Below are 23,771 nucleotides of genomic sequence, written 5' to 3' on the forward strand. Positions count from 1 at the left end.
AATCACATCCTAGAATGCTAAATCATCTTCATAACCTAATGGGTCATTGTTACCAAACGGGTTATCTTGGCTTGTCATTGGCGTTTGTTGTGAATTGCTTTTCTCTTCAGCTTTTTGCTTTTCGGTTTTAGGGATCGGTTTATTAATTATTCCTTCTCCATTTTTGTAAGGTTTAATAAATGAAAAATCAGTGAAATATTTACCTTCATCTTTATTGAATTTCCATTTCAAAACTAAATGACATGGTTTTCCAATTAATTCGTTAGTATCAAAGTCTAAACTTGGAAGATTTAATTTAATGCCTAATCTAGTTAGTAGTTCTATCAATTGTTTTTCTTGGAAATCATATTTGTAAGGTGGAACAAATTGATTGTGTTTGTATTGTTTACCTTCATCATTTTCGAATACGATTGTAAAATATCTATTCTCTCTATCATTAAATTCAATATTTTTAACTTTTACTGTGAATTCTCCAGCTTGAAAACCTGTTGTACCGTTATAGAACTTTTCTTGATTTGTTTCTTTAATATATTGAGCTTGTCCTGAAATTTTCATAATTGATTACCGTCCTTTTTATTTATAATTTTTAATTTCCGTTTTGTGCCATATCTACAATTTTTGAAATCGAAGCATTCTTAATGTTTGGGTTGTTTATTGTTATTTCTGGATTGTGTCTGACTTTCGTTGTATATAAATTAGATGGCTCAACCGAAAAAACATAATCATGTGTTGAATTACCATCTTCATCGGTGTGATCTTCTATAAACGTATGACCTATAATGTCAAATTGTGTTACTAAATTATTGTGTATTGCAGCTTGTACTTCGATTGATATTCTAGGATTTATAATGTTTCCGTTTTCGTCTTTATCTTCTGAATTAAGCCCTTCATGTCCTGTTATAACAACGTGGAAACCCAATTTATCTTTTAGTTTTAATAAATGTCTAATTGAATTAACAATGAGTTTCGACGTTTCTCCATAATCTTGAATTCTAGCTTTAGGCACAGCGTTTATTTGTAATACATGGGCTAATGTTATATCTCTTAATTTTTGTGCAGTTTCAATCACAACTACATCTACTGGTATGCCTCTGTTTCGTGCTTCTTCGATTATTTTGTCTATATTAGCTACTATTTTTCTAAAAGAATTATAACTATCAACTTTCTTAACAAATCCTTTTTTGGTAACTCTAGTCCCATCTTCATGAACATCTATAATAAAAGCATTGTTTTCTCTAGTTGCTAAAGTCGTTTTGCCGGTTCCTGATTTACCGTATGCCATAATTGAATAATACTTTTGAATATTTTCATTGATTTGTTCAATACCTAATTCTTTAAAGATATCAATTTGTTTATTGTTTTTTTCAGCCATCTACTTCACCACCAGACTAACTGTTTGTTTTAGTTGCGCACCTGGTATTTCTTTACCTGCCTTTAAGTCATCAGTTAGCATTTTTGAATTTAGTTTAGGCGCTTGTGAAACCCAGTATTCTTTAGGTATTTTAGATTCATCTACTACATCTTTACTCGCACCATTTTTACGTTTGTAAATGTAATTCTTAGATGTTCTGTAGTTATCTAATTGGCGTTGGTCTAGCATGTCAGAAAGATAACCTTTCAAACGGTCTGAAAATTTTACTTTTGATTTTTTTAACTCTTGTAGACGTTTAAGTTCTTTGTCTATAGCGTCCACATCTGAATCAACACTACGTTTAAGTCCAACAATGTTATCTACTTTTTCGTTTAGTTCTAATTCAATCGAGTCCAGTGTGTCTTGTATAACTTGTGGGTCAACATCTTCATCAGCCATGTTTAAAACTGATAAGAATTTATCGTTAATTTGGTAAATGTTACTCATCAATCAAACACTCCCCTTTAATCACTTTTTTAGCTAAGTCGAATTTGTCACGAAGTTGTTCTGATGTGTGATATTCAGCGAATATAATGTTTTTAACTTCTGCCTCATACTCATCTGAGTAATGAAAGAAGAATAAGACGACTTCGTCATCGTAAATTCCTGTTCCAAATTGACATTCAACATTCTCTTTACTATGGATAATTAATGCATTTAAGTCGTTAGCAATTTTTAGTAATTTGTGTTTCAACTTGACGACCTCCTTATTTAGTTGTAAATTTTAAGTACATATATTTTTAAAAATCTTCGACTGTTACTCATTGGCGTGGGTATCAGTCTTTTTTGTTATCTCAAGCCACTTTTCCCAAAAGAATGTGCTAAAGATAAAAGTCAAGATTGCAACGCCTATAATTGTTGTAAAACCACCTCCTAAAATTAATGTGATGATCATTGCGATAAACATCGTCATGTAGCTTAGTAGGTACTTCATTTATCATCCTCTCCTTTCATTTCTAAAAGTTTTTCGATATATCCTCTTTCTAATGCGAAATCAAATAACATTTGTTGAATGTGTTCAGGCATTACGGCCACTCCCTTCGTGTATAATATATTTATCGCTACTGCGTTAGATTGGGGGTGTTGATCATGTTGTATAGTGAATACGAAAAGATTTATTATGAAGTTGTTAATAAAGCTAATGAATTATATGGTGGCGAAAGCAAACATTTCAAAAATAATCTTCAGAAACTAAAGAAAAATGCTGATGAAAGTGTTTCTTACGAGATTATTTACTCCGTTGCTTTGCATGAGTCATTAAAATATCAACAAGATTTTATCTTCTTAAATTTAGGAAAAAGACTGTTTAGCGAAAATCATTAAAATGTCTTATTAATCTGATGCCATCATTTTGTTTTTTAGGGTAAACAAATTTTTTTCCTATAGCTTTTTTATAATTCCTAGCACTTCTAATCTCCTCCGCCAAGATGACGATTAGGAGTGCTATTTTAATGAGTTGTAGTTTGTTCATCGGTAAACCTCCTCTAAAGTGCCGTTTCCGACATCAATATATTTTGTTTAATAAACTCGATTCCTGGTTTAATCTCGATGTAACGTTTATGATTCTTTCCGAATCGATACATACAAGATTGTTGAAACTCTTTATTTGAATAAACGTGTTTTTCTAAGTCGTTCTTAGAAATGCCACTCACTTTTACAAATTCGTTTGCGTCTGCAAAGCCGATGTATTCCATTAAAATCACTCCTTTTGTGTATAATTTGGTTATCAACCTAAGGAGGTGATAACTATGTCTGAATTATCTATTGAGCAACGCGCCCATGATTTAGCTTTATTAAAAGCCGAAATCTTAGCTAATCAACAAATTGCTGAAACTGGCACCGTTAATATTGAGCTAACGAGTGAGTATGCAATTGCTTATGCTGAAGCTAAAGATGCTTTAGAGAAAATCTTTACAAAAGACCAAGATTAACTCTTACTTTTCTCGCATTTTCTTTGTTTACAACTCTAGTAAGTGTTTCTGGTTTTAAACTTTTCTCAATTTTTACAATCTTCCACGTCACAACTGCCATTGTGATGAGGAGGGTTGTTTTAAATAGTTTGTCCATTCTATTCACTCCTTAATTTGTTTGCTCGATTGTGGGTTAATATATAAATTTATCTTTCTGCTATACTCCTTATGAGGAGGTGATATTGTGCTTACTAATGAAGCCGAGTTCGTTTTACTTCAACTTTATCGTTGTTATGAAGACGATATTCAAGATGGTAAAACCAAAAGAGAAGCAAGATATTTTGAAGATGAACATAGTGTTCGTGATAATTACTTTATTGGTATAAATTCAGAAGATTTTCATTTAGCTTTAATGGAACTTTCAAACCACGGTTATTTAAATACACCGAAACCCACAATGGATGGTTATCCGGAATTTATACTTGAACCATCAGCTATAGCTGAAATGCAAAATCGTTATACAAAGAACCTAAATAAAGTTCTAAAAAGGATTAATGAATTGAAAAAGTTAATTCTTTTTTAGACCCACCACTTCCCAATCATCAGCTAATAAGTCTTCTGCCATTGGTTGCCACAATTGATAGAAGGCTTTTTGCCTTGGCTTCACAACTACGTATCCATAACTATTTGTAGGTAAAAGTTCTAAGTTGTCTCCTGGTTTTCTAAATGTTTCAAATTCAGATGAGCGATAAATTGGTTTACCTCTTTCCATAGCTAACTTTGTTGCCTCTTGTATATTCATAGCGACCTCCTTTAAGTTTTTTGCGGTTCTCGTTTCATTTTTGAGACGTTATGATTAAAAAAATAATCGTCCATACTAATATTCAATACATCGCAAATCGCACTCGCTTCGTCGATAGTAAAATTACTTTTATTCCTATTTATCTTTTGACTAAAGCGTGCGGGGTTCATGCCAATCATATTAGCTACGTCTTTATGAGAATATTCACTTTCATCAATGAAATTCCTTAAGTTTTGATATCTCATTTTGTTCATGTTGAAATCACCTCTTTCGTCTCATTTATGAGATTACACTGATTACTATACAGGTTCGATATTTCAGTGTCAACAAATAAATTTCATTTTTGAGAAATAAATTTGTAAAATGTGTTGCAAAAATGAGAACAAACTTATATAATAAGTTTGTAAAATACAAACAAGGAGTACAAAAAAATGACTAATTTCTCAGACAACCTTAGTAAATTAAGAAAATCTCGCAACTTATCATTAAAAGAATTGAGCGATAGACTTAATGCAAGATATGAAGTTAAATTTTCAAAAGCATCGATAGATAGATGGGAAAAAGGTTTTACAAGTCCTTCGATGGAACACGCTAGCGCATTATCAGATTACTTTAATATATCTTTGGATGAATTAAGTGGAATTAAAGAAATGAAAGAAAAAGAACCTACTACTCTTGCAGCGCATCTAGAGGGTGAACTTAAACAAGAAGATGTTGATTACATAATGAGTTTAATAGATAGATTTAAAAACGAAGATAAATAAAGGGATTGGTTTTAATGTCACGTTACGAACAATTACTCGCTGAGAATGAACACATTAAAATTAAAGATACACATTCACTACCTGATGGGTATAGTGGTTTCTATAAAGACGGCATAATATTGATAGATAAAGATTTATCCGAAACACGCAAAGCAGAGGTTCTCTTCGAAGAATTAGCGCATCATAAACTTACATATGGGAATATCTTAGACCAGTCTAAATGGATTAACCGTAAGTTTGAAAGTTACGCAAGACGTCATGGATACGAGGCAGCACTACCCTTGCGTATTATCGTAGAATCACATCATTACGGTGTAAATAACTTATATGAACTAGCTCAATATGTTCAGTTAAGTGAAGAGTACGTATTAGAGATATTGGCATATTATAAACAGAAACATGGTATTGGCACTCACTATGGCGATTACTCTATTACGTTCGAACCGTTGCGAGTTTATAAGTTGCATCATATTGATTAACAGCGCCCTAGTGACGGATATAAATTAACAGGATAAACACATATGCTGAACTTTATGGAAACATAAAGAAACCACGGATAAAAAACCGTGGTGATAACAATATTGAGTATGATTGGCTCTCCTGCATTTAAGGCGTTTAAAGAAATTGAAAATAGTCGTCCTGAACTTTCTAAAGAATTCGGAATTAATAACTTTAAAGGGGTTGAGGCTATTAATATTCCTTCAGCAGTGAAAGAACAAGCAAGATTCGCACGTAAATTTGCTAAAGATGCCAATATCGGTAATTACATTGCCCTGCTATACAGTAATGTATAGTTTGTATCGGGTGAATTCAAAGGAAGCCTAAGTCTATTGATATGGTGACTTTGAGCCAAGCCTTTTAAGGAAGGTGCAACGCATAGTTTCTGAAATAACGAAACCACGAGCGCCCGATATCCTGTTGACTTTATTATAACATGAAATTATAGGTATGTATTTTGTTAATAGCTTGAAACTATTAATACCGTTTTTCTAGGGTACCTAGTACCCTTATTATTTTTTTACCTTTTTTGAGGAGGAATAGGCAAAATGGCAACATTTACAGTTAATAAACGTAAAAATAAAACAAGTTCATCGTGGCAGTACGACGTTAAACACCCTAGTTTAAAATCGGGGAAGAAACGTAAATCTGGATTCAAAACTAAAGCAGAAGCCACTAATGCAGCGCAACAATTAATTAGAGATTTAGAAGATGGAAACCACATAGAAGAAAGTAAAAGGTTTGTTGATTATTATAATGACTGGATTGAAATTAAAAATAAGAAACAGTTATCTACCAAACAATTTTATTGGTATGAAAGAGCTATCAAGTTATTTACCGAACACTTCGGAGAACACATGTTAGTGAAAAATATTACTCGAACAGAATATCAGAAGTTTTTAAATAGCTACGGTAAAGGGCGTACAGATGAAACAGTAAGAAAAGTACACGGATGCTTAATGAGATGTATTAGAGATGCAGTTTATGATGGTTATTTAAGGAAAGACCCTACTTATAATGTGACTGTTAATGGAACTGAAAATGCGAAAGATGAAAAATTTAAATATATAACTATTAAAGATTATTTAGCAATGATGGATTATTTTAAATCAAGAAATGAAGAGAGTTATATATTTCTATATATATTATCGATAACCGGTGCGAGATATAGTGATGTGATCAACATGACGTACAAAGATTTAAATAAAGCGCCTGGAGTCGTTCATCTTCCAGGAACAAAAACGAAAAATTCAAAACGAGATGTTGAAGTTAATCCAAAAGATATTACACATATTAATACAAAATTATCAAAATTGCCTCGTCGTATTAATGGTAAGTTGTTTAACGTTAGTCATACAGCCATAAGCAACGCTTTTAACCACACTAAACAAGTAATTGGATTAAACGATAATAACATCACACCCTATTCACTTAGACATACACACACTTCTTATTTATTATCTAAAGGAATACCAATTGAATATATAAGTAAACGTTTAGGGCACGCTACTATATCACAAACATTAGACACGTATTCTCATTTATTAGAAGAACATAAAAAAGAGCAAGGTCAACGTGTCAGAGAATTATTCTCTTGACACATATTTGACACTTGCTCTCTCAAAACCCTGTCATATCAAGGGTTTAGTACGGAGAGTGAGGGATTCGAACCCTCGAGACGCTTGTGACGCCTACACACTTTCCAGGCGTGCTCCTTCGGCCAACTCGGACAACTCTCCACTATTGAATTTTATTTAAGATATAAAAAAACAGAAGCGATATTTCACTTCTGTTTGTATGACTCCTACGGGACTCGAACCCGTGTTACCGCCGTGAAAGGGCGGTGTCTTAACCGCTTGACCAAGGAGCCATGGCTCCACAGGTAGGATTCGAACCTACGACCGATCGGTTAACAGCCGATAGCTCTACCACTGAGCTACTGTGGATTAATAAAATGGAGCGGGTGATGGGAATCGAACCCACAACATCAGCTTGGAAGGCTGAGGTTTTGCCATTAAACTACACCCGCGTAGTATAATACGATTATGGGGCGGTTGAAGGGAATCGAACCCTCGAATGTCGGAACCACAATCCGATGCGTTAACCACTTCGCCACAACCGCCAAAAATAGCGAATGGTTCAGGACAGAGTCGAACTGCCGACACATGGAGCTTCAATCCATTGCTCTACCAACTGAGCTACTGAACCATAATAGTAATGGCGGTCTCGACGGGAATCGAACCCGCGATCTCCTGCGTGACAGGCAGGCGTGTTAACCGCTACACTACGAGACCTATTAAAATTATGTATTGCGGGAGGCGGATTTGAACCACCGACCTTCGGGTTATGAGCCCGACGAGCTACCGAACTGCTCCATCCCGCGCTAATATTATTTTTGACTACCTTATAATCTTACCATTTTCTTCTTTACAATGTCAATACTTTTTTAAAGAAAATTAACATTTTGTTCATTTCAACTTCAAACCTATTTGCAATAATTGAGATGAATGACGCTTTAATTAAGTACTTTATTAGTATATAAACTCCAATACATTTCGTCAATATTGTTTTGAAATTAAATTGTGTAAAAATTAACCTCATATATCTTTTTATATTATTCTTTACTAAAAGATATATGAGATACCTTGATAATCACCTATTAAACAACTTGTGCTCTACCTTTAGATATATACTTACTTAGTCATGTAACCTTGCATTCTAGATTGTAAAGAAGTAAATGTTTTAAAACCTTCATCCTCTAAAAAGTGTCCACCTTCATCGACTATTCGAATCTTACCTTCCAACGTATCCATCAACCTTTTAGTCTCTTTATAAGAAACATATTTATCATCTTTAGATGTAAGTCCGTAAAAATGATCGACTTGAGATTTAACTTTTTCATAATCTATTGATATGCCCTCTAAGTTGACATTCTCATCAATATCATGGGCATCTTCTTTGAAACCTGCAATACTAAACAATCCTTCAATATGATGATGAGTCCCCTCAATATATTTTAGTGCAGCTATCGTACCAAAACCATGGGTTACAAAATAAGTATCATATTTACGAATTTCAATTTGTTCTTTCATTTGTCTTACCCATTCATCAATTTTTGCATGATCATCTGCCTCTAAATTAAACAACGTCACATGATAACCTTCTAAAGTTAAATTATGCTTTAACCACTCATACCAATGATTTGTGGCATTCCCATATTTTGAATGGATTATAATCACGTCAGTCATTTTTCAACACCTCATTCAACGATTGATTCATTTAATTCTTATTTTAAAATAAAAACACTTTAAAAAGAAATGATATTCAAATGATTTATCTATCTCACCGCTTCTTAGATTTAAATCATACCATTCTCATTAAAGTGTTTTACATCATCTAAATTTCTTCTAAAATTTCTTCAACAGCATTTTTTCCTTGTTGAATACAATCAGGTAAACCTACCGCTTCAAAAGGTGCTCCAGTAATTCTTAATCTAGGATAAGTATTCTTTATATGTTGTTGAATTATCTTGATATTTTTTATATGCCCTACGTGATATTGAGGCATACTTTTAGGCAAACGATTCACTATCGTAAAGTCAGGATCACCCTTGAATGTCATCATTTTCCTTAAATCTTTACGAACAATTGATACAATTTCATCATCAGTATGGTCATCTACTACAGTGTCGCCTGGTTTACCTACATAAGCTCTAATTAATACTTTACCTTCAGGTGTAGTAAACGGCCATTTTTTCGAAGTCCAAGTACAAGCTGTAATATCTGTTTGACTCGTTCTAGCTATAACGAATCCAGTACCATCATACGTATTCTCTATATTCTTTTCATCAAAAGCCATAACCACTGTTGCAACAGTAGTCGAGTCCATCTTATTAAAGTAATCAAAGGCAGGATCATGGCTAAACCATTTCATAAATACTTGTTGTGGTGTAGTAACAAGTACCCCATCAAATGTTTCACTACTATCTTCGAGTAAAATTTCATAATCTTTCTGAGAAACTTTAATGTCACGTACTTGAGTATTGTAACGAATATTTACTCCCTTATTCTGAACATTTTCTGCCAATGCTTCAATAAATGAACTTAAACCATGTCTAAACTGTTTAAATTGTCCTTTAGGTGCCCCTGGGTATAGTTGACGATGTTTAATACGTTGTTCTTTCTCATCTTTCATTCCTTTAATCAAACTGCCAAATTGTTCTTCTTTTTCTTTAAAGTTTGGAAATGTACTCATTAAACTTAATTCATCAATATTAGTACCATATATGCCACCCATTAAAGGTTCAATGAGATTTTCTAATACTTCATCACCTAGTCTTTTTCTAAAAAAGTCGCCGACAGAAATATCATCCTCGATTTGAATCGGTTTCTTAAACAAGTCCATTCCAGCTCTTAATTTACCAATTGGAGAAATAAGCTTCGTTTTAATAAATGGCTTTATATCTGTTGGAATGCCCATAATAGAGCCGCCTGGTATAGGAAATAATTTATTTTTAGCGTATATATACGATTGACCCGTAGTATTAGTAATTAAGTCATTTTCTAGACCAATATCTTTAGCCATATCTGTCATGATAGTTTTACGTCCTAGATAGGATTCTGGACCTAACTCAATAGTATACCCTTCATGTCGATATGTTTGAATTTTACCTCCGGGACGATTAGAGGCTTCAAATATCGTTACTTCTATAGTTGGATCTTGTTTTTTTATAAAATACGCACTCGATAAACCAGTAATACCTGCGCCGATAATCGCAATTTTTTTACTCAACTTTTTCACGCTTCCTTTCAATTCCACCTGAATCTATCATGAAAATGTATCAAATTTTTTAATTTATTTCTCTCAAAAAATGAATTCCCCCGTTATACTGGAGGAATTCTGTCATCACTTTATTAATGCTTTAACTTAATTTTAAAAATGAGCTTTAATTTCGTCAACAATTGCTCCTATAAATAGCGGGTTTGTATTAGGCATTTCAGGACGATAGTATTTAGCACCAATTTCATCACATACTACTTTACATTCGTAGTCATTGTCATAGAGCACTTCTAAATGCTCACAAACAAATCCTACTGGTGTATAAATAAAGTTTTTGAAATGATGTTCTTGATATAATTCTCGCGTAAGATCTTGAACATCAGGTCCTAACCAAGGTGTACCGGTGTTTCCTTCAGATTGCCAACCTTCTGCTACATGAACAATATTGGAGTCTTGTTTAAGAATTTGAGCTGTTTCATGCAATTCTTTAGGATATGGATCATTATTACGCTCAATCAGACCTTTAGGTAAACTATGTGCTGAAACGATTAAAACTGTTTCATCGTGCTCTTCTTCAGGAATTTGATTTAACGTTTCATTAATTTTATCTGTCCAATATTTAATAAATTTTGGTTGGTGATAATAATGTTTAATATGAGTCAATTTAATGCCATATTTATCTGCTTCTTCTTGTGCGCGATTATCATAAGAACCTACTGAAAAACTTGAATAGTGTGGCGCGAGCACAACTGTTACAGCTTCATCAATGCCATCTTTATGCATTTTTTCTACGGCTTCTTCAATATAAGGAGAGATATGTTTTAATCCTAAATATAATTTAAATTCAACATTGTCATACGTTTCATTTAAAGCTTTAGTTAATGCCTCAGCTTGTCGATCTGTTGTTCCTGCTAAAGGTGATAACCCTCCGATAAATTCATAGCGTTGTTTTAAATCTTGTAGTTCTTCTTCAGTTGGTCTTTTACCGTGTCTAATATCAGTATAATAAGGCTCGATATCACTCTCTTTGTATGGTGTACCGTACGCCATCACTAATAATCCAATTGTTTTACTCATTGATAAAACCTTCCTTTAATTGATAGTTATCGTTACTTTATTTAGGTTTGGAGCGACACCAAATCTTCGAAAGAACTATTTTTGAGTATAGTTATGAACAAATTCACTCACTTTTCTTAATGTCTCAGGTTGAACTTCCGGAAATACACCGTGACCTAAGTTAAATATATGCTTGCCACGCGCCATTCCTTGATCAAGAATATCTTTTAGTCGTGATTCGATAACATCCCATGGTGCTAATAATAATGAAGGGTCGAGATTACCTTGTAGTGTCTTGTTTACTCCCATTTGATCAGCCTGATTAATAGATGTTCTCCAATCTAGACCTAAAACATCAATAGGTAAATCATTCCATTCATTAATTAAATGACTTGCGCCTACCCCGAAAAGTATCACAGGTACATCATAATGAGCTTTGATACCACTCACTAATTTCTTCATAGCTGGCTTGATATAATAATTATAGTCTTGGACGTTTAGTGCTCCTACCCAAGAATCAAAGATTTGTATTAATTCAGCACCAGCCTCAATTTGAGCGACTACATATGTGATTGACACATTTACAAGATGGTCCATTAGTGCAAACCATGTAGGTTCGTCTCCATACATCATGGCTTTAGTAAAATTATAATTTTTAGAAGGACCTCCCTCAATCATATAAGATGCTAATGTGAACGGCGCACCTGTAAAACCAATCAACGGTACATTTAATTTTTCCTCTGTAAGCAATTTGATTGTTTCTAAAACATAAGGTACATCTCTTTTAGGATCTATCTGAGATAATTTTTCAACATCTTGTACTGACTTAATAGGGTTTGAAATCACTGGTCCAATACCAGATTTAATTTCTACATCTACACCTATGGGTTTTAAAGGTGTCATAATATCCTTATAAAGAACAGCCGCATCAGTATTGTAATTATCTACTGGTAAATGCGTAACATACGCACATAATTCTGGTTGATGCGTAATTTCAAAAAGTGAATATTTTTCTTTAAGTTTGCGATACTCAGGTTGAGAACGTCCTGCTTGTCTCATAAACCAAACTGGAGTGTGTGACGTTGATTCACCTTTTATTGTCTTTAATATCGTATCGTTTTTACTATGCACCCTAGCGTCCTCCTACATTAAAATCATTCTTATCTATAATAGCATATTGTATACAATTTCGTATTTTATTATGCTTAAATGTCATAAAAAAGACATAGTACTTTTATTTATAAAACCTAGCTTTATAAACTTTAAAAATATACTTTATTTTTATTAAAAAACGGGTAAGTAATTCCTAGATATTCTAATAACGTTAAATTATATATTTAATTTTATTTTTAGTTAAATTTGTAAATTTAGGATGAATTCTATTACTTTTAATTAGAAAATCTGAACTTTTGCAGTAGCAAAAGGAATTTTATAATCGTATAATAAGACAAAACAAGGGAGGTTTGTATCATGAATTTATATACATCTTATGGGACATATGGATTCTTAAATCAAATTAAATTGAATAATCCAGATCATGACCTATTTCAGTTTTCTGCTTCCGATACATCAGTCATTTTAGAAGAAACTGAAGATAAGTCAGTTTTAAAACATCCTAGTTCTTACAATGTACTCTACCAAGTTGGAGAATTTAACGAAAATCATTTCTACTGTGCTTTGTTCATTCCCTCTTCAGAAGATCATAGTAATCAACTAGAGAAAAAATTATTGCACTTAGGCGCACCTTTTGATTCATTCGCTGGATTCAAAAGTTATCGATTATTAAAACCTTTAGAAGGGAATACTTATAAAATATACTTTGGCTTCGCAAATCGCACTGCCTATGAAGACTTCAAGGCTTCAGAATTATTTAATGATAATTTTTCTAAGGTAGCTTTAAGTCAATTCTTTGGAGCAAGTGGCCAACATTCAAGCTATTTTGAGAGATACTTGTATCCAATTGATGAAAACTAATATCAAAATAAAAAGTTCTTAGCGTATTGTATTGAACGCTAAGAACTTTTTTAGTCTCTTAATAAAGTTTCCTGATATTTTAACTTTTTAATGGTACTTCTTATTGTTAACCACCCTACAATAAAGAAAAGTAAAGCAAAGAAGAACAATGTAGGATGTTTTATAACAAATACTATTGTAAAGATAATACCTACACCGATCATTAATCGGTATAAAAATTGTTCATATCCTTTGATAACTTTCGTATCAGGGACTGGCCATACTTGTGGCCATAAACCATATGCTTGTTGAGTATAGAACTGAGCCATTTGTAATAATGTAATATACATAAATAAGCTTCCTATAATCAGAGATACGATTGGATTTGATAACCATAACATTAAAACGAGTGCTATAATCACTAACCGAAGAATGATACTAAACGCGTCTCGTCCTCTTACAAAGCTTCTTACAAATAAGAATAAGTACATACGATTTTCATTAAACTTGTTACCTTTTGGTGTGGGTAATATGAAATCTAAATAACTTCTACGTACTGCTGACTCTCTTAAATGTTTCACATCAGTAAACATATTTACAAATTTATAATAATTCGTATGTTTTTGTTGCTCAATCGCTATCATTCTCTCCCAAGGAAATAATTGCTTTTTGCTATTCAATTTTAAAATCAATAACAATACCCCTACGATGAAAATAAATATAATAGCAAAGTAATTATGAAATCTTAAAATTAAATAAAATGTTATACCAAATAGTACAAATAATAATAAATTAATTGTCCAACTTGAAAGATTTAGCTTTAACCACTGCCATTTAACAAGTAATCCTAAATAAGGAAAAATGATAGCACTTATAGCAAATACAATATAAAATGCAAAATGGTTATCATTTAATTTATAAAATAAAGGAAATAGTATAATAAGAAGTATGACTTGTAAAAAAATTCTTGAACTATAACTATATATTAAACTTACTTGCATATAATCTTTCATATGTTTCTCAAATGGTAATAGAAAAATTTTATCTGCATCTTTTAAAAGTGTTCGAATTGGAAATAATGAAACTAATGCTACAGCAATACTTGCAAATAGTGCATAATCAATATGTTGTGGTATATGTTGTAGCCATTCACCATATCCAAAAATAAATGCACCTAACAATATAAGTAAAAACACCGTGAAATGACCATTAAAAATGAATTTGTTATAGTAACTTTTTTCTTTACGAATCGCTTTATATCTCCGATTAAACAGAGATAATGATTGATTATTCATTGGCATTGCCACCTTGTGTAACATGTATATAAATATCATCTAAGGTTCTATCATACAGACCTGTTTGTTCACGTAGTTCATCTAAGTTACCAAACGCAACAACTTTCCCTTGATCTAAAATAATAAATCTATCACAGTAACGTTCCGCTGTAGCAAGTATATGTGTACTCATTAAGACAGTTCGATTTTCGTTTTTCTTTTCAACCATTAAATCAAGCATTGATTGTATTCCCAAAGGATCGAGACCTAAGAATGGCTCATCGATGATATACAATTCTGGATCAACGATGAAAGCACAAATGATCATGACCTTTTGTTTCATTCCTTTTGAGAAATGACTTGGAAAGACTTTTAATTCATTTTGTAAACGAAATACTTTTAAAAGTGGCTCAGCACGACGCATTGCCTCTTCCCTACTTAGTTGGTAGGCCATAGCAGTCATCTCTATATGCTCTTCTAATGTAAGTTCTTCATAAATCACTGGTGCTTCTGGAATATATGATAATTTTCTTCTATATACTTCAATGTCATCATTAATATTTGTATCAGAAATGGATAATGAACCTTTCATTGGATTAAGAAGTCCTAACATATGTTTAATTGTTGTACTTTTTCCTGCACCGTTAAGACCAATTAAACCAACAATTTCGCCTTTTTTTAATTCAAAATTTATATCTTTGATTACAGGACGTTTTCCATATCCGCCTGTAAGATGTTCAACTTTTACTGTCATAAGGCACCTCCATGCAAACTATTGTACCAAAAAATAATGTTTTAACCTAAAATAATCATTGCTATCATGTTGTTTTAAATTGAGTAATGCTATAATAATGACTAACAAATGATAAAGAGGAGTGTCATTGTTATGTCAGAAACTATTTTCAGTAAAATTATTTCTGGAGAAATTCCAAGCTTTAAAATTTATGAAAATGACTACGTTTATGCCTTTCTAGATATTTCACAAGTGACGAAAGGTCACACATTATTAGTTCCTAAAAAAGTTTCGGCTAATATTTTTGAGACTGATGAAGAAACAATGAAACATATTGGAGTGGCTTTACCTAAGGTAGCCCATGCTATTAAAGCCGCTTTTAACCCTGATGGATTAAATATCATTCAAAATAATGGAGAGTTTGCAGATCAGTCTGTATTTCATCTTCACTTCCATCTTATCCCAAGATATGAAAATGATATCGATGGCTTTGGATATAAGTGGGAAACGCATGAAGATACAATTAATGACGACGCTAAAAAAGAAATTGCTGAACAAATTCAAGCACAATTTGATTAATCGTGCATATTCCTTGTTATACTGGGTATGATAAAAATAATACAAATATCCGACATATAAAGTGAGGAGAATAAAAAATGAAAGTCACAAGAATATTATTTGGCTTAGGTGTAGGTGCTGCAGCAGGATTTGCAGTAGCATTAAGAAATCGTGACGACCATAGTGTCAAACATAATACAATTGATGCGAGCCAACCTACAGGAGCACAATCTGAACTTGAACGAGAAATTGAAACTATGAAACAAACATTTAATGATATTCTTAATTATGGTTCTCAAATTAAGAATGAAAGTGTTGAATATGGTAGTTCAATTGGAGATGAGTTTAAAGAGTTAATTGGTAACTTTAAATCTGATATTAACCCTAATATTGAAAAGCTCCAAACTCATATTGAAAATTTACAAAACCGTGGAGAAGATATAAGCAACGCTTTCTCTAAAGATAAGTAAAATAAAAAAGCTATGGCATGATGCCATAGCTTTTTTATTTTACTTAATCATAATTTCTTATAGACATTTTAACACTAGCTTCATTAATGACTTTATCAACTTCTTTTTTGTAAATTAAACTGCCCCTTGACTATTCCTGTGAACACGTAGATAATACGTATCGAACATTAACACAGAGATGAGGCTTACACTATGTATTTATGCACTCGACAAATTGATATACACGCAAGATTTGGAATTCAAAGAATTGCTTTCATGAGTATAGTAGCAACTATTATTACCTTTTTAGTAAGCTATGAAATTATGTACTATTTCTCTGATACTCCTTTATCAGATCGACATTTTATCATTTTATTAATCTTTATAATTTTAATGTATCCCATTCATAAAATCATGCACCTTGTTTTCTTTTTGCCATTTTATAAATCTTTTAGAGTTCATAAACTAGTTAAAAAGAAATGGCTGCCATATTTTAATACGTATGTTAATACGCCTGTCCATAAAGTATATTTTTGTATAAATTTAATTTTACCCATATTATTATTAACTGGCATTTTTGTTCTGTTAAGCATTCATCTACCGCAATATGGTCATTATTTTATGTTTTTATTATCATTAAATATTGGCTTCTCTATGATGGATATTTTATATTTGAAAATCTTACTTTTCTCAAATGATGGTCACTATGTAGAAGAACATCAATCTGGTCTACATATTTTAAACAAAGTGAATAATCCTAAATCAACTAGAACATCGCTCTAGTTATGAGTATTACCATCTTTTGCGTAATTGTATTTAGTTTTCATAAATATTAATAAAATATGCAAAATTAAAATATATAATATTTAATCAACTCCCCCCATCCTAGTCATACTATAGTCTTAGGACGGGGGTTTCTAATTGGTAGTCTCTAAATAATATGTTATATTTACGATGATTAATACATAAAGGAGCTATCAACTTATGAAATTGATGAATAAAATTATTGTTCCCGTGACCGCTAGCGCGCTGTTACTTGGTGCTTGTGGCTCAAATGCAACAGAATCTAAAGATAATACATTGATTTCTTCTAAAGCAGGAGATGTAAAAGTCGCTGACGTGATGAAGAAAATCGGAAATGAACAAATTGCTAATACTTCATTTAACATTGTTTTAAATAAAATCTTAGCTGATAAATACAAAGATAAAGTCGATACTAAAGACGTTGATGAAGATATTAAGAAAGAAGAAAAACAATATGGCGGTAAAGATCAATTTGAAAGCATGCTGAAACAGCAAGGTATGTCATTAGATGATTATAAAGAACAGAAAAAACTTTCTGCTTATCAAAAACAATTATTACTAGATAAAGTGAAAGTCTCTGATAAAGATATTAAAGATAATTCTAAAAAAGCTTCTCATATTTTAATAAAAGTAAAATCTAAATCTAGTGATAAAGAAGGTCTTTCAGATAAAAAAGCAAAAGAAAAAGCTGAAAAAATCCAAAAAGAAGTAGAAAAAAATCCTAGTAAATTTGGCGAAATCGCTAAAAAAGAATCTATGGATAGTTCTTCAGCTAAGAAAGATGGTTCATTAGGTTATGTAATTAAAGGACAAATGGTAGATAGCTTCGAAAAAGCGCTATTTAAATTAAAAGAAGGTCAAGTTTCTAAAGTAGTTAAAACTGATTATGGTTATCATATCATTAAAGCTGATAAAGAAAATGACTTTAATAAAGAAAAATCCAACCTTAAAGAAAAAATTATTGAACAAAAAGTACAGAAAAAACCTAAATTGTTAACAGATGCTTATAAAGATTTATTAGATGATTATAAAGTAGATTACAAAGATAGAGATATTAAAAAAGCTGTTGAAAATTCAATTTTAGATCCAGATAAAATTAAACAACAACAGCAGCAACAGCAATCTTCACAAGGTGGTGCCTCTGGTTCAGGCTCTGCAGGTTTAACAAGTAGTGGGTCATAATCAATAACTCATTGATGTGATTGATATAAGTTTTGCATTTTATATAGAAAGTGTTATAATACAATTAACAAGGATATCAAGCATATATGCACCAAATCCCCTCACTATGGCAGTAGTGAGGGGATTTTTTGGTGTGGCTTATTTTAGTTGTCGCCTATTTACGTTTATCGTTGCGAGTGCGTAGCCAATGCGCGAATAAAGCAACGATACAACCACTGGTTGCCGTGGCCATGATGTGTACAAAGATATCAAATAACATATATGCACCTCCTTCCCTTGTCATATTGACGCCTGAGAAGAGAAGATAGGCGACCTATTTATTATAACACTGAACTTTAGCTAATTAAATTTGAATATAAAAAAGTGCAAAGCCCGTTGTATCATAATACCACTTGAATCAATCCCGACTCTGTAGCAACTTTACAAAGATAGCTTTGCACTAAAAATATTTAATCTAAACTTGTAGGATTATAGAATTGGCGATTTTCTAAACCAAAAATGCGTTCAGTAAATTGACCTTTATCCGTTTTCTTAAATGCTTTCTCAAACATGTTCATTTTTGCATCAATATTATCAATAAAGAATAAAATTTCAGCTTCTTTCAAATGAGGTAGTTTAGGTGACCCGAATTCCATTTTACCGTGGTGTGCTAAGATCATATGTCTTAATAACATCACTTCTTCACCTTCAATACCTAATTCTTTAGCCGATTCAGCTACTTCATCACTAGCAATTGAAATATGGCCTAGCAAATTACCTTCGACAGTATAAGTCGTTGCAACTGGTCCACTTAACTCTCTGACCTTTCCTAAGTCATGTAAAATAATCGCACTATATAATAAGCTTCTATTTAATAGCGGATAAATATCACAGATTGACTTAGCAATACGTAACATAGTTAAAACGTGATAGCTTAGACCGCTTGCAAAATTATGATGATGTGAACTTGCTGCTGGATACGTAAAGAAACGGTCTTGATATTTCTTTATTAAATGACGCGTTATACGTTGTAAATTTGCGTTTTCAATATCTAACATAAAATGCGAAAGCGCTTCTTTAATTTCATCAGGCGTCATAGGTGCTCCATCAACAAAATCTTTAGTTGATAAATTGTCTTCAGGTTTAGCTAAACGCACTTGATTAACTTTCATCTGTTTACGACCACGATAATTAATCACATCGCCTTTGACATGAACAATTTCTTCAGGTTTAAGGTTCTGCATATCCTCTTTCGTTGCAGTCCATAATTTCGCTTCTATATCACCACTTTTATCTTGGAGGTAAAGTGTCATGTAATCTTTACCTTGAGCAGTGACACCCTGAGTTGCACGATGAATTAAGAAAAAGTGATCAACTGAATCGCCGGGATTTAAATTTTCTACATTTCTCATTTTTTCCCGCCTTCCTCTAGTTTATTAAGAATAATCATTTCTTTTGAAGGGATAATATTATCTTTAGTGCATGTAAAGTAAAGCACTTGATAATTTTGAGATAATTCTCTTAAATAATTTAACATTCTTTCTTTTCTATGTTTGTCAAAATGAACAAATGCGTCATCCACAATAATTGGGAATGGATAGTACGGTTTTAATACTTTAATTAAACTAATTCTAAGAGCAACATACAATAATTCTTTTGTAGATTGACTTAGTTCAACAGGTTCGAAAACTTGTCCATTATCATGTTTGACATGAATTGAATCATCTTCAGTATAATTAATCATTGTATATGCACCATTTGTAAGATACTTGAATATAGATACAGCTTCTTGGATAACTTGTGGTAAACGCTTATCTTTGATTTGCTTAATATGTTCTTCTACTAAATTTTGAAGATAACTTAAGCTTGCCCAATCTTTAGCGATATCATTTAGTCTATTTTTTAAACTGTAATATTCATGTCTTAATTGTGCAAGTGTCGAATCTGTTTCCATATGATTAATTTGAGCAGTTAAATCACTGACTTCAGCTTGCATATTTAAATATTGATCGTTATATTGATCTACTTGTCTCGCTAATGTATCATCTTCTTCGTCTAATTGAGCGGTTGTTTTTTCACTTAATTTAGAACTCATTTCATATGAGTAATTTTGGTTCTCTAAGTATTGAGTTAAATCATTAAATCTATTTAAGTTACTATGATACGTTTCGTAATCTTGATGATGTGAATAATAACTTTCCTCATCTTCAACATTGACGAAATCAAATAGCTCTTTGATGATATTTTTATTTTCACTTAAGCGTGATTTAAGATGCTTGAGCTCATTTGTTAATAACTGTGTTTCTTCTTGATTCTTATGCCAATTATCGTTATTGTCTTTAGCATTTTTTAGCCATTGATTAACATCGTGGAAGAACGACATTGTATTAAAATGACTAAAATGTGGACTCGTTACGTCTTTAGCGTGTTTATAAAATTGATTAATTTCATCCATAAGTTGACTACGCTTATGATTCAACTCTTTGACGTAATTATCATGAGACTTAATATTACTCATTGAGGTAATACTTTCAACGATAAGTTCATCAGATATCTTAGGAGATAAATATAATTCTTTCTTCACGTTGTTAATATTATCTGATAATGAATCTAAACGATGTTGCGCCTCATCCATTGATTTATTTAAATATGCATTCTTTTCATCTAACATTTCTTTTGCTTTAATAGCATTTTGCCATTGCTCACGAATGCGATGTTGATGATCTAAATCAAAATCTAAATTGTAGTTGCTTTCTAAATGTTCAAGTTGACTTTCCAAGTCATTAATTTCTTGGTTCATTGCTACACCATAATCAACATCTTTAGTTTTTGCTAAGAAGATACCTACAATAAAGATGACGGTTAGAATCGCAAAGACAATACCAAAAATCATGTTAGTCGTTACAAATGAAAATACAGTTAATGCCGCACCTATGATAGCTAAAGCAATAAATGCAAGTCTAAGTAATTTTTGACGTTGATTTTTACGAATTTGTTCTTCTTCAAATGATTCTTTTAATTTTTCATATAAGTTTTCTTTTTCGTGTAATTCTAATACCTGCTGTGAATATTCCTTTTTCTTTTCAAAAGTTTCCTCAGGAACTAATTCATTCTCTAGTTGATCAAGTTCATTACTATTTGAATTACGTTCAATTTTATTATCTTCAAGACCACGTTCTAGTTGTAAAATATAAGCATTTTGTTCTTGCTTACCACGAATTTGCTCACTTACATGACTTTTCATAGCTTCAGAACTATCTACTTCATGATGTGGTTCATTCCACCCAATAGTGTTTTGTAAACTTACTTGTTCTCTTTGTTTATCAGAGATATCTTTTTCAACTGAACGCAACTCATATTCCTTTTGTTTAATTTCATTTTCTTGTTGATATAAGGAATTAATTGCATCTATATCTTTAGGTTCTACTGGAAAGATATTTTTAGCTTCTTGCTTAAGTTGAGCTAAACGTTCTTCTTTAAGACCAATATCCTTTTCAAGTGATTGTTGAAACGACTTAGCAGTCTCATAACGGTCTATACCTTTTTCAGGAAATTTTAGAGGTTCGATATTTAGAACTTGTTCTAATCCTTTCCATTCTTGCGTTTGATCATGCAGTGCAACCTCTTTTTGTTTAGCTTCATGCATCTTGGATAACTGATTTAAATTTTGTTTTAAATGTTCTAATCTGCGAGAAGATTTATCTCTCTCATCTACTAAGCGATGATATGTGTCTAATTTACTTTCTTCTTCACGTATCTGGCTTTCAAGGTGCTTAAGTTGTTCGATTTGTTGGTTAATAATTGGATTTTTACCAGACTTTTTATACAATTCTTCTTTCTTTTGTCCTATGGTATCTCTCATGCTAGTGAATTCAGTTGAACCTAAAGCGCCTGCTTGTAATAAGTAATCTTGTAATTGTTTTTCATCTAAATTACGGTGAATATCTTGTAACCCTAAAACGTTGAAAGAGAATATACCTTGATACGTTTTCTTTGTAATGTAATTGAGTTTTTTATTTAGCCATGACTCATCCCGTATAGAACCATCTGAGAGGTAAACTTTGACATCACCTTGAGCGCTACCTTTAATTCTCTCAACTTCAGCTTCAGTACCATCGTCAAATATTAAAGCTAATTTACCACCATATTGATTTCCTAATCTAGGTTCCAAACGAGGTTCTCTAGATTTTTTAGTAGGAAAACCGAATAAAATTGAATGTATAAATGCTTGAATCGTTGATTTTCCTGCTTCATTTTCACCAAAAATTTCAGTAAAACCTTTATTAAAGTCTATCTTACGTTGAACAAATTGACCGTATCCATAAATTTCTAGTGATTTAATTATCATTTTGTTCACCTCTCATATCATCTTTTAAAAGACTTTCAGCATGATTAATTAATTCGGTTTTATCAAATTCTGTATAATCATCTAAGAATTTAGATGCACGAGGATTTAAGTATAAATCCGTCATAGCAGAATCAAAGACCGATGTGTCTTCCAACAAATCTGAGGAGAACTCATTTACAAGAGGTGATTCATCATTTTGAACATATTTAATATTTAAATCTTCTATAAACACAAACTGATTTTCATTTTCTTCATACTCTGTAATCATCTCTTTAACTTGAACCAAGTCTTGTGGTGCAATAAAATCTTCACTATTTACGCGTACATTTAATCTATAGAAAGCTTTACCTTCAGGTCTTACTTTATCTTTGAATGACTGTATATCTTCGTATAGCTCTTGTTTAGACGTATGATTAGTATCAATGGTTGCTTCCTCAAATTTAATAAATTGAGTAGGATAAAATTGTGTTGTTAAATTAAGATGATCTCCTTCAATTAATAAACAACCTTTTTCACCTAATTCATTAAAATGTCTACCTTGAATATTACCGGGATAGTTAATTACTGGCATATCACTGAGTTGTTCACGTTCATGTATATGACCTAACGCCCAATAGTGGTATAATCGACTATTTAAGTCTTCTAACCTAAATTCTGTATAACGGTCTTTGACTGAGGATTTACTATACGTGCCATGTAAAACACCAATATGTATCCCTTTTTGACCTTGGCTTGATGGATAAGCATCAATTTTATTTTCATAACTTGTATCATTTTGATAACTAAAGCCATGTATAAAAATTGTTTCCCCATCTTTAGTAATCGCTTGATACGTTTCTACTTGATTTGAGAAAACTGAAACGTTGTTTGGCCAATTTGAAGATATCTTTGAAGATAGAGGATCATGATTACCATGACATACATATACAAATACTTGTTCTTTACGTAATCTTTCAAACTGTTCTTTTAAAAAGACTTCCGCACGTAATGTTCTATTCTCATTATCGAATAAATCCCCAGCAATGATAATGAAATCTACTTCTTTTTTTAATGCCAAATCTACTATATTTTTAAAACTTTCATAGGCACTTTTTTGTACATCTTCAAATATTTTAGGGCTTAAATGACTTTTAGATTTGAAGGGACTGTCTAAGTGTAAATCAGCACAGTGTATAAATTTAACCATAAGTTTAATTCTCCTTATAAAAGCCGTAAAGTTAAAAGAAATAATGCAATTTGAATATACTTCATTTGTTGATAAAAATTATAAA

The 23,771-nt window shown here is 31.9% G+C and carries 32 protein-coding genes and 8 tRNA genes; 12 read left to right on the forward strand and 28 right to left on the reverse strand.

Features of this window, described 5'->3' with window-relative positions:
- Positions 1–9: 9 nt before the first annotated feature.
- From CM54_RS05970 to CM54_RS12745, 5 genes are all read right to left on the reverse strand, one after another.
- Positions 10–555 (reverse strand): hypothetical protein, encoded by a 546-nt coding sequence (locus tag CM54_RS05970; protein WP_011276639.1) that lies wholly within the window; start codon positions 553–555, stop codon positions 10–12.
- 31 nt (positions 556–586) lie between these two features.
- Positions 587–1,372 (reverse strand): AAA family ATPase, encoded by a 786-nt coding sequence (locus tag CM54_RS05975; protein ID WP_037549715.1) that lies wholly within the window; start codon positions 1,370–1,372, stop codon positions 587–589.
- Entirely contained in the window at positions 1,373–1,858 is a 486-nt protein-coding gene (locus CM54_RS05980; protein ID WP_002469779.1) for a siphovirus Gp157 family protein, read from the reverse strand.
- Positions 1,851–2,105, reverse strand: coding sequence for a hypothetical protein (locus tag CM54_RS05985; protein WP_037549718.1), 255 nt, complete (start codon positions 2,103–2,105; stop codon positions 1,851–1,853). The genes CM54_RS05980 and CM54_RS05985 overlap by 8 nt, the downstream gene beginning before the upstream one ends.
- 63 nt (positions 2,106–2,168) lie before the next feature.
- A complete protein-coding gene (locus CM54_RS12745; RefSeq protein ID WP_197018895.1) occupies positions 2,169–2,345 on the reverse strand; it encodes a hypothetical protein in 177 nt (58 codons plus the stop codon).
- 155 nt (positions 2,346–2,500) lie between these two features.
- Here CM54_RS12745 and CM54_RS05990 point away from each other — a divergent pair, with 155 nt between their 5' ends.
- Positions 2,501–2,734, forward strand: coding sequence for a hypothetical protein (locus CM54_RS05990; protein WP_037549720.1), 234 nt, complete (start codon positions 2,501–2,503; stop codon positions 2,732–2,734).
- On the opposite strand, the gene CM54_RS12750 is transcribed toward CM54_RS05990, so the two are convergent.
- Entirely contained in the window at positions 2,718–2,882 is a 165-nt protein-coding gene (locus CM54_RS12750; protein WP_168997567.1) for a hypothetical protein, read from the reverse strand. The genes CM54_RS05990 and CM54_RS12750 overlap by 17 nt on opposite strands.
- 13 nt (positions 2,883–2,895) lie before the next feature.
- Positions 2,896–3,105 carry a hypothetical protein gene (locus CM54_RS05995; RefSeq protein WP_037549723.1) on the reverse strand — a complete coding sequence of 70 codons (210 nt, stop codon included), beginning with the start codon at positions 3,103–3,105 and terminating at the stop codon, positions 2,896–2,898.
- A gap of 54 nt (positions 3,106–3,159) precedes the next feature.
- On the opposite strand from CM54_RS05995, the gene CM54_RS06000 reads away from it, so the two are divergent.
- Complete coding sequence (locus tag CM54_RS06000; protein WP_037549726.1) at positions 3,160–3,342, forward strand: hypothetical protein; 183 nt, start codon at positions 3,160–3,162, stop codon at positions 3,340–3,342.
- Here the strand turns inward: CM54_RS06000 and CM54_RS12755 are convergent.
- Positions 3,323–3,478, reverse strand: a complete 156-nt coding sequence (locus tag CM54_RS12755; protein WP_197018896.1) for a hypothetical protein — start codon at positions 3,476–3,478, stop codon at positions 3,323–3,325. The genes CM54_RS06000 and CM54_RS12755 overlap by 20 nt on opposite strands.
- 87 nt (positions 3,479–3,565) lie before the next feature.
- Between CM54_RS12755 and CM54_RS06005 the strand changes: the two genes are divergently transcribed.
- Complete coding sequence (locus CM54_RS06005; RefSeq protein ID WP_037549728.1) at positions 3,566–3,904, forward strand: hypothetical protein; 339 nt, start codon at positions 3,566–3,568, stop codon at positions 3,902–3,904.
- Here the strand turns inward: CM54_RS06005 and CM54_RS06010 are convergent.
- Both CM54_RS06010 and CM54_RS06015 read right to left on the reverse strand, forming a co-directional pair.
- Complete coding sequence (locus CM54_RS06010) at positions 3,890–4,123, reverse strand: Thoeris anti-defense Tad2 family protein (protein WP_037549731.1); 234 nt, start codon at positions 4,121–4,123, stop codon at positions 3,890–3,892. The two genes, CM54_RS06005 and CM54_RS06010, sit on opposite strands and share 15 nt — an antisense overlap.
- Before the next feature lie 11 nt (positions 4,124–4,134).
- Positions 4,135–4,377 (reverse strand): helix-turn-helix transcriptional regulator, encoded by a 243-nt coding sequence (locus CM54_RS06015; RefSeq protein WP_037549734.1) that lies wholly within the window; start codon positions 4,375–4,377, stop codon positions 4,135–4,137.
- A 177-nt stretch (positions 4,378–4,554) separates the two neighbouring features.
- On the opposite strand from CM54_RS06015, the gene CM54_RS06020 reads away from it, so the two are divergent.
- From CM54_RS06020 to CM54_RS06035, 4 genes are all read left to right on the forward strand, one after another.
- The gene (locus CM54_RS06020; protein WP_037549737.1) at positions 4,555–4,887 is read left to right on the forward strand and encodes a helix-turn-helix domain-containing protein; all 333 of its coding nucleotides are present in this window, start codon (positions 4,555–4,557) and stop codon (positions 4,885–4,887) included.
- 14 nt (positions 4,888–4,901) lie between these two features.
- On the forward strand, positions 4,902–5,366 hold the full coding sequence (locus tag CM54_RS06025; RefSeq protein ID WP_037549740.1) for an ImmA/IrrE family metallo-endopeptidase: 465 nt from the start codon (positions 4,902–4,904) through the stop codon (positions 5,364–5,366).
- Between the two features lie 102 nt (positions 5,367–5,468).
- Complete coding sequence (locus CM54_RS06030; RefSeq protein WP_037549742.1) at positions 5,469–5,681, forward strand: hypothetical protein; 213 nt, start codon at positions 5,469–5,471, stop codon at positions 5,679–5,681.
- 252 nt (positions 5,682–5,933) lie between these two features.
- On the forward strand, positions 5,934–6,983 hold the full coding sequence (locus CM54_RS06035) for a tyrosine-type recombinase/integrase (protein WP_030058906.1): 1,050 nt from the start codon (positions 5,934–5,936) through the stop codon (positions 6,981–6,983).
- A gap of 52 nt (positions 6,984–7,035) precedes the next feature.
- On the opposite strand, the gene CM54_RS06040 is transcribed toward CM54_RS06035, so the two are convergent.
- The 12 genes from CM54_RS06040 to hemE form a co-directional block, all read right to left on the reverse strand.
- Positions 7,036–7,124: transfer RNA gene (locus tag CM54_RS06040), tRNA-Ser, on the reverse strand.
- Between the two features lie 59 nt (positions 7,125–7,183).
- Positions 7,184–7,255: transfer RNA gene (locus CM54_RS06045), tRNA-Glu, on the reverse strand.
- Between the two features lies 1 nt (position 7,256).
- Positions 7,257–7,331: transfer RNA gene (locus CM54_RS06050), tRNA-Asn, on the reverse strand.
- Between the two features lie 9 nt (positions 7,332–7,340).
- A tRNA-Gly gene (locus tag CM54_RS06055) sits at positions 7,341–7,414 on the reverse strand.
- A 17-nt stretch (positions 7,415–7,431) separates the two neighbouring features.
- Positions 7,432–7,507: transfer RNA gene (locus tag CM54_RS06060), tRNA-His, on the reverse strand.
- A 13-nt stretch (positions 7,508–7,520) separates the two neighbouring features.
- Positions 7,521–7,593 (reverse strand) — tRNA-Phe (locus CM54_RS06065).
- Positions 7,594–7,603: 10 nt separating this feature from the next.
- Positions 7,604–7,679 (reverse strand) — tRNA-Asp (locus CM54_RS06070).
- Positions 7,680–7,694: 15 nt separating this feature from the next.
- A tRNA-Met gene (locus CM54_RS06075) sits at positions 7,695–7,768 on the reverse strand.
- Between the two features lie 310 nt (positions 7,769–8,078).
- Positions 8,079–8,633 carry an RBBP9/YdeN family alpha/beta hydrolase gene (locus CM54_RS06080; protein WP_002434723.1) on the reverse strand — a complete coding sequence of 185 codons (555 nt, stop codon included), beginning with the start codon at positions 8,631–8,633 and terminating at the stop codon, positions 8,079–8,081.
- A gap of 148 nt (positions 8,634–8,781) precedes the next feature.
- Positions 8,782–10,176 (reverse strand): protoporphyrinogen oxidase, encoded by a 1,395-nt coding sequence (gene hemY / locus CM54_RS06085; RefSeq protein ID WP_002434806.1) that lies wholly within the window; start codon positions 10,174–10,176, stop codon positions 8,782–8,784.
- A gap of 141 nt (positions 10,177–10,317) precedes the next feature.
- The gene (gene hemH / locus CM54_RS06090; RefSeq protein WP_002434744.1) at positions 10,318–11,241 is read right to left on the reverse strand and encodes a ferrochelatase; all 924 of its coding nucleotides are present in this window, start codon (positions 11,239–11,241) and stop codon (positions 10,318–10,320) included.
- A gap of 75 nt (positions 11,242–11,316) precedes the next feature.
- Positions 11,317–12,351, reverse strand: a complete 1,035-nt coding sequence (hemE, locus tag CM54_RS06095; protein ID WP_037549746.1) for a uroporphyrinogen decarboxylase — start codon at positions 12,349–12,351, stop codon at positions 11,317–11,319.
- Positions 12,352–12,690: 339 nt separating this feature from the next.
- On the opposite strand from hemE, the gene traP reads away from it, so the two are divergent.
- Complete coding sequence (traP, locus tag CM54_RS06100; protein WP_002434692.1) at positions 12,691–13,194, forward strand: signal transduction protein TRAP; 504 nt, start codon at positions 12,691–12,693, stop codon at positions 13,192–13,194.
- A gap of 50 nt (positions 13,195–13,244) precedes the next feature.
- Here the strand turns inward: traP and ecsB are convergent, their stop codons facing one another.
- Together ecsB and ecsA are read right to left on the reverse strand one after the other, a co-directional pair.
- The gene (gene ecsB, locus CM54_RS06105; RefSeq protein WP_037549749.1) at positions 13,245–14,468 is read right to left on the reverse strand and encodes an ABC transporter permease EcsB; all 1,224 of its coding nucleotides are present in this window, start codon (positions 14,466–14,468) and stop codon (positions 13,245–13,247) included.
- Positions 14,461–15,201 carry an ABC transporter ATP-binding protein EcsA gene (gene ecsA / locus CM54_RS06110; protein WP_037549752.1) on the reverse strand — a complete coding sequence of 247 codons (741 nt, stop codon included), beginning with the start codon at positions 15,199–15,201 and terminating at the stop codon, positions 14,461–14,463. Before ecsA ends, ecsB begins: the two co-directional genes overlap by 8 nt.
- Before the next feature lie 132 nt (positions 15,202–15,333).
- Between ecsA and CM54_RS06115 the strand changes: the two genes are divergently transcribed.
- From CM54_RS06115 to prsA, 4 genes are all read left to right on the forward strand, one after another.
- Positions 15,334–15,759 carry an HIT family protein gene (locus CM54_RS06115; protein WP_037549755.1) on the forward strand — a complete coding sequence of 142 codons (426 nt, stop codon included), beginning with the start codon at positions 15,334–15,336 and terminating at the stop codon, positions 15,757–15,759.
- A 77-nt stretch (positions 15,760–15,836) separates the two neighbouring features.
- Complete coding sequence (locus CM54_RS06120; RefSeq protein ID WP_002434824.1) at positions 15,837–16,208, forward strand: YtxH domain-containing protein; 372 nt, start codon at positions 15,837–15,839, stop codon at positions 16,206–16,208.
- 192 nt (positions 16,209–16,400) lie between these two features.
- Positions 16,401–16,970, forward strand: coding sequence for a DUF3267 domain-containing protein (locus CM54_RS06125; protein WP_002434864.1), 570 nt, complete (start codon positions 16,401–16,403; stop codon positions 16,968–16,970).
- A 201-nt stretch (positions 16,971–17,171) separates the two neighbouring features.
- Entirely contained in the window at positions 17,172–18,173 is a 1,002-nt protein-coding gene (prsA, locus tag CM54_RS06130; protein WP_023350053.1) for a peptidylprolyl isomerase PrsA, read from the forward strand.
- A gap of 154 nt (positions 18,174–18,327) precedes the next feature.
- Here prsA and CM54_RS06135 read toward each other — a convergent pair whose 3' ends face one another.
- The 4 genes from CM54_RS06135 to CM54_RS06150 all read right to left on the reverse strand — a co-directional run bounded on the left by CM54_RS06135 (position 18,328) and on the right by CM54_RS06150 (position 23,686).
- The gene (locus CM54_RS06135) at positions 18,328–18,432 is read right to left on the reverse strand and encodes a type I toxin-antitoxin system Fst family toxin (protein ID WP_030063529.1); all 105 of its coding nucleotides are present in this window, start codon (positions 18,430–18,432) and stop codon (positions 18,328–18,330) included.
- 190 nt (positions 18,433–18,622) lie between these two features.
- Complete coding sequence (gene yhaM, locus CM54_RS06140; RefSeq protein WP_002434737.1) at positions 18,623–19,564, reverse strand: 3'-5' exoribonuclease YhaM; 942 nt, start codon at positions 19,562–19,564, stop codon at positions 18,623–18,625.
- Positions 19,561–22,500, reverse strand: coding sequence for an ATP-binding protein (locus CM54_RS06145; RefSeq protein ID WP_037549758.1), 2,940 nt, complete (start codon positions 22,498–22,500; stop codon positions 19,561–19,563). Before CM54_RS06145 ends, yhaM begins: the two co-directional genes overlap by 4 nt.
- Entirely contained in the window at positions 22,490–23,686 is a 1,197-nt protein-coding gene (locus CM54_RS06150) for a metallophosphoesterase family protein (RefSeq protein ID WP_002434873.1), read from the reverse strand. The genes CM54_RS06145 and CM54_RS06150 overlap by 11 nt, the downstream gene beginning before the upstream one ends.
- Positions 23,687–23,771: the final 85 nt, after the last annotated feature.

This window comes from Staphylococcus sp. TE8 (genome assembly GCF_000692055.1).
Lineage (GTDB): Bacteria > Bacillota > Bacilli > Staphylococcales > Staphylococcaceae > Staphylococcus > Staphylococcus capitis.

Bases quoted from the DNA above. Each gene is read 5' to 3' on its own strand.
- CM54_RS06025 (WP_037549740.1), top strand. From the start codon at position 4,902: ATGTCACGTTACGAACAATTACTCGCTGAGAATGAACACATTAAAATT.
- prsA (WP_023350053.1), top strand. From the start codon at position 17,172: ATGAAATTGATGAATAAAATTATTGTTCCCGTGACCGCTAGCGCGCTG.
- CM54_RS05970 (WP_011276639.1), bottom strand. From the start codon at position 555: ATGAAAATTTCAGGACAAGCTCAATATATTAAAGAAACAAATCAAGAA.
- traP (WP_002434692.1), top strand. From the start codon at position 12,691: ATGAATTTATATACATCTTATGGGACATATGGATTCTTAAATCAAATT.
- CM54_RS06015 (WP_037549734.1), bottom strand. From the start codon at position 4,377: ATGAACAAAATGAGATATCAAAACTTAAGGAATTTCATTGATGAAAGT.
- CM54_RS05975 (WP_037549715.1), bottom strand. From the start codon at position 1,372: ATGGCTGAAAAAAACAATAAACAAATTGATATCTTTAAAGAATTAGGT.
- CM54_RS06145 (WP_037549758.1), bottom strand. From the start codon at position 22,500: ATGATAATTAAATCACTAGAAATTTATGGATACGGTCAATTTGTTCAA.
- CM54_RS06120 (WP_002434824.1), top strand. From the start codon at position 15,837: ATGAAAGTCACAAGAATATTATTTGGCTTAGGTGTAGGTGCTGCAGCA.
- CM54_RS05980 (WP_002469779.1), bottom strand. From the start codon at position 1,858: ATGAGTAACATTTACCAAATTAACGATAAATTCTTATCAGTTTTAAAC.
- ecsB (WP_037549749.1), bottom strand. From the start codon at position 14,468: ATGAATAATCAATCATTATCTCTGTTTAATCGGAGATATAAAGCGATT.
- CM54_RS06010 (WP_037549731.1), bottom strand. From the start codon at position 4,123: ATGAATATACAAGAGGCAACAAAGTTAGCTATGGAAAGAGGTAAACCA.
- CM54_RS06125 (WP_002434864.1), top strand. From the start codon at position 16,401: ATGTATTTATGCACTCGACAAATTGATATACACGCAAGATTTGGAATT.
- CM54_RS06115 (WP_037549755.1), top strand. From the start codon at position 15,334: ATGTCAGAAACTATTTTCAGTAAAATTATTTCTGGAGAAATTCCAAGC.
- CM54_RS05995 (WP_037549723.1), bottom strand. From the start codon at position 3,105: ATGGAATACATCGGCTTTGCAGACGCAAACGAATTTGTAAAAGTGAGT.
- CM54_RS12750 (WP_168997567.1), bottom strand. From the start codon at position 2,882: ATGAACAAACTACAACTCATTAAAATAGCACTCCTAATCGTCATCTTG.
- CM54_RS12755 (WP_197018896.1), bottom strand. From the start codon at position 3,478: ATGGACAAACTATTTAAAACAACCCTCCTCATCACAATGGCAGTTGTG.
- hemH (WP_002434744.1), bottom strand. From the start codon at position 11,241: ATGAGTAAAACAATTGGATTATTAGTGATGGCGTACGGTACACCATAC.
- CM54_RS12745 (WP_197018895.1), bottom strand. From the start codon at position 2,345: ATGAAGTACCTACTAAGCTACATGACGATGTTTATCGCAATGATCATC.
- CM54_RS06035 (WP_030058906.1), top strand. From the start codon at position 5,934: ATGGCAACATTTACAGTTAATAAACGTAAAAATAAAACAAGTTCATCG.
- CM54_RS06000 (WP_037549726.1), top strand. From the start codon at position 3,160: ATGTCTGAATTATCTATTGAGCAACGCGCCCATGATTTAGCTTTATTA.
- CM54_RS06150 (WP_002434873.1), bottom strand. From the start codon at position 23,686: ATGGTTAAATTTATACACTGTGCTGATTTACACTTAGACAGTCCCTTC.
- yhaM (WP_002434737.1), bottom strand. From the start codon at position 19,564: ATGAGAAATGTAGAAAATTTAAATCCCGGCGATTCAGTTGATCACTTT.
- CM54_RS06080 (WP_002434723.1), bottom strand. From the start codon at position 8,633: ATGACTGACGTGATTATAATCCATTCAAAATATGGGAATGCCACAAAT.
- CM54_RS06020 (WP_037549737.1), top strand. From the start codon at position 4,555: ATGACTAATTTCTCAGACAACCTTAGTAAATTAAGAAAATCTCGCAAC.
- ecsA (WP_037549752.1), bottom strand. From the start codon at position 15,201: ATGACAGTAAAAGTTGAACATCTTACAGGCGGATATGGAAAACGTCCT.
- CM54_RS05990 (WP_037549720.1), top strand. From the start codon at position 2,501: ATGTTGTATAGTGAATACGAAAAGATTTATTATGAAGTTGTTAATAAA.
- CM54_RS06135 (WP_030063529.1), bottom strand. From the start codon at position 18,432: ATGTTATTTGATATCTTTGTACACATCATGGCCACGGCAACCAGTGGT.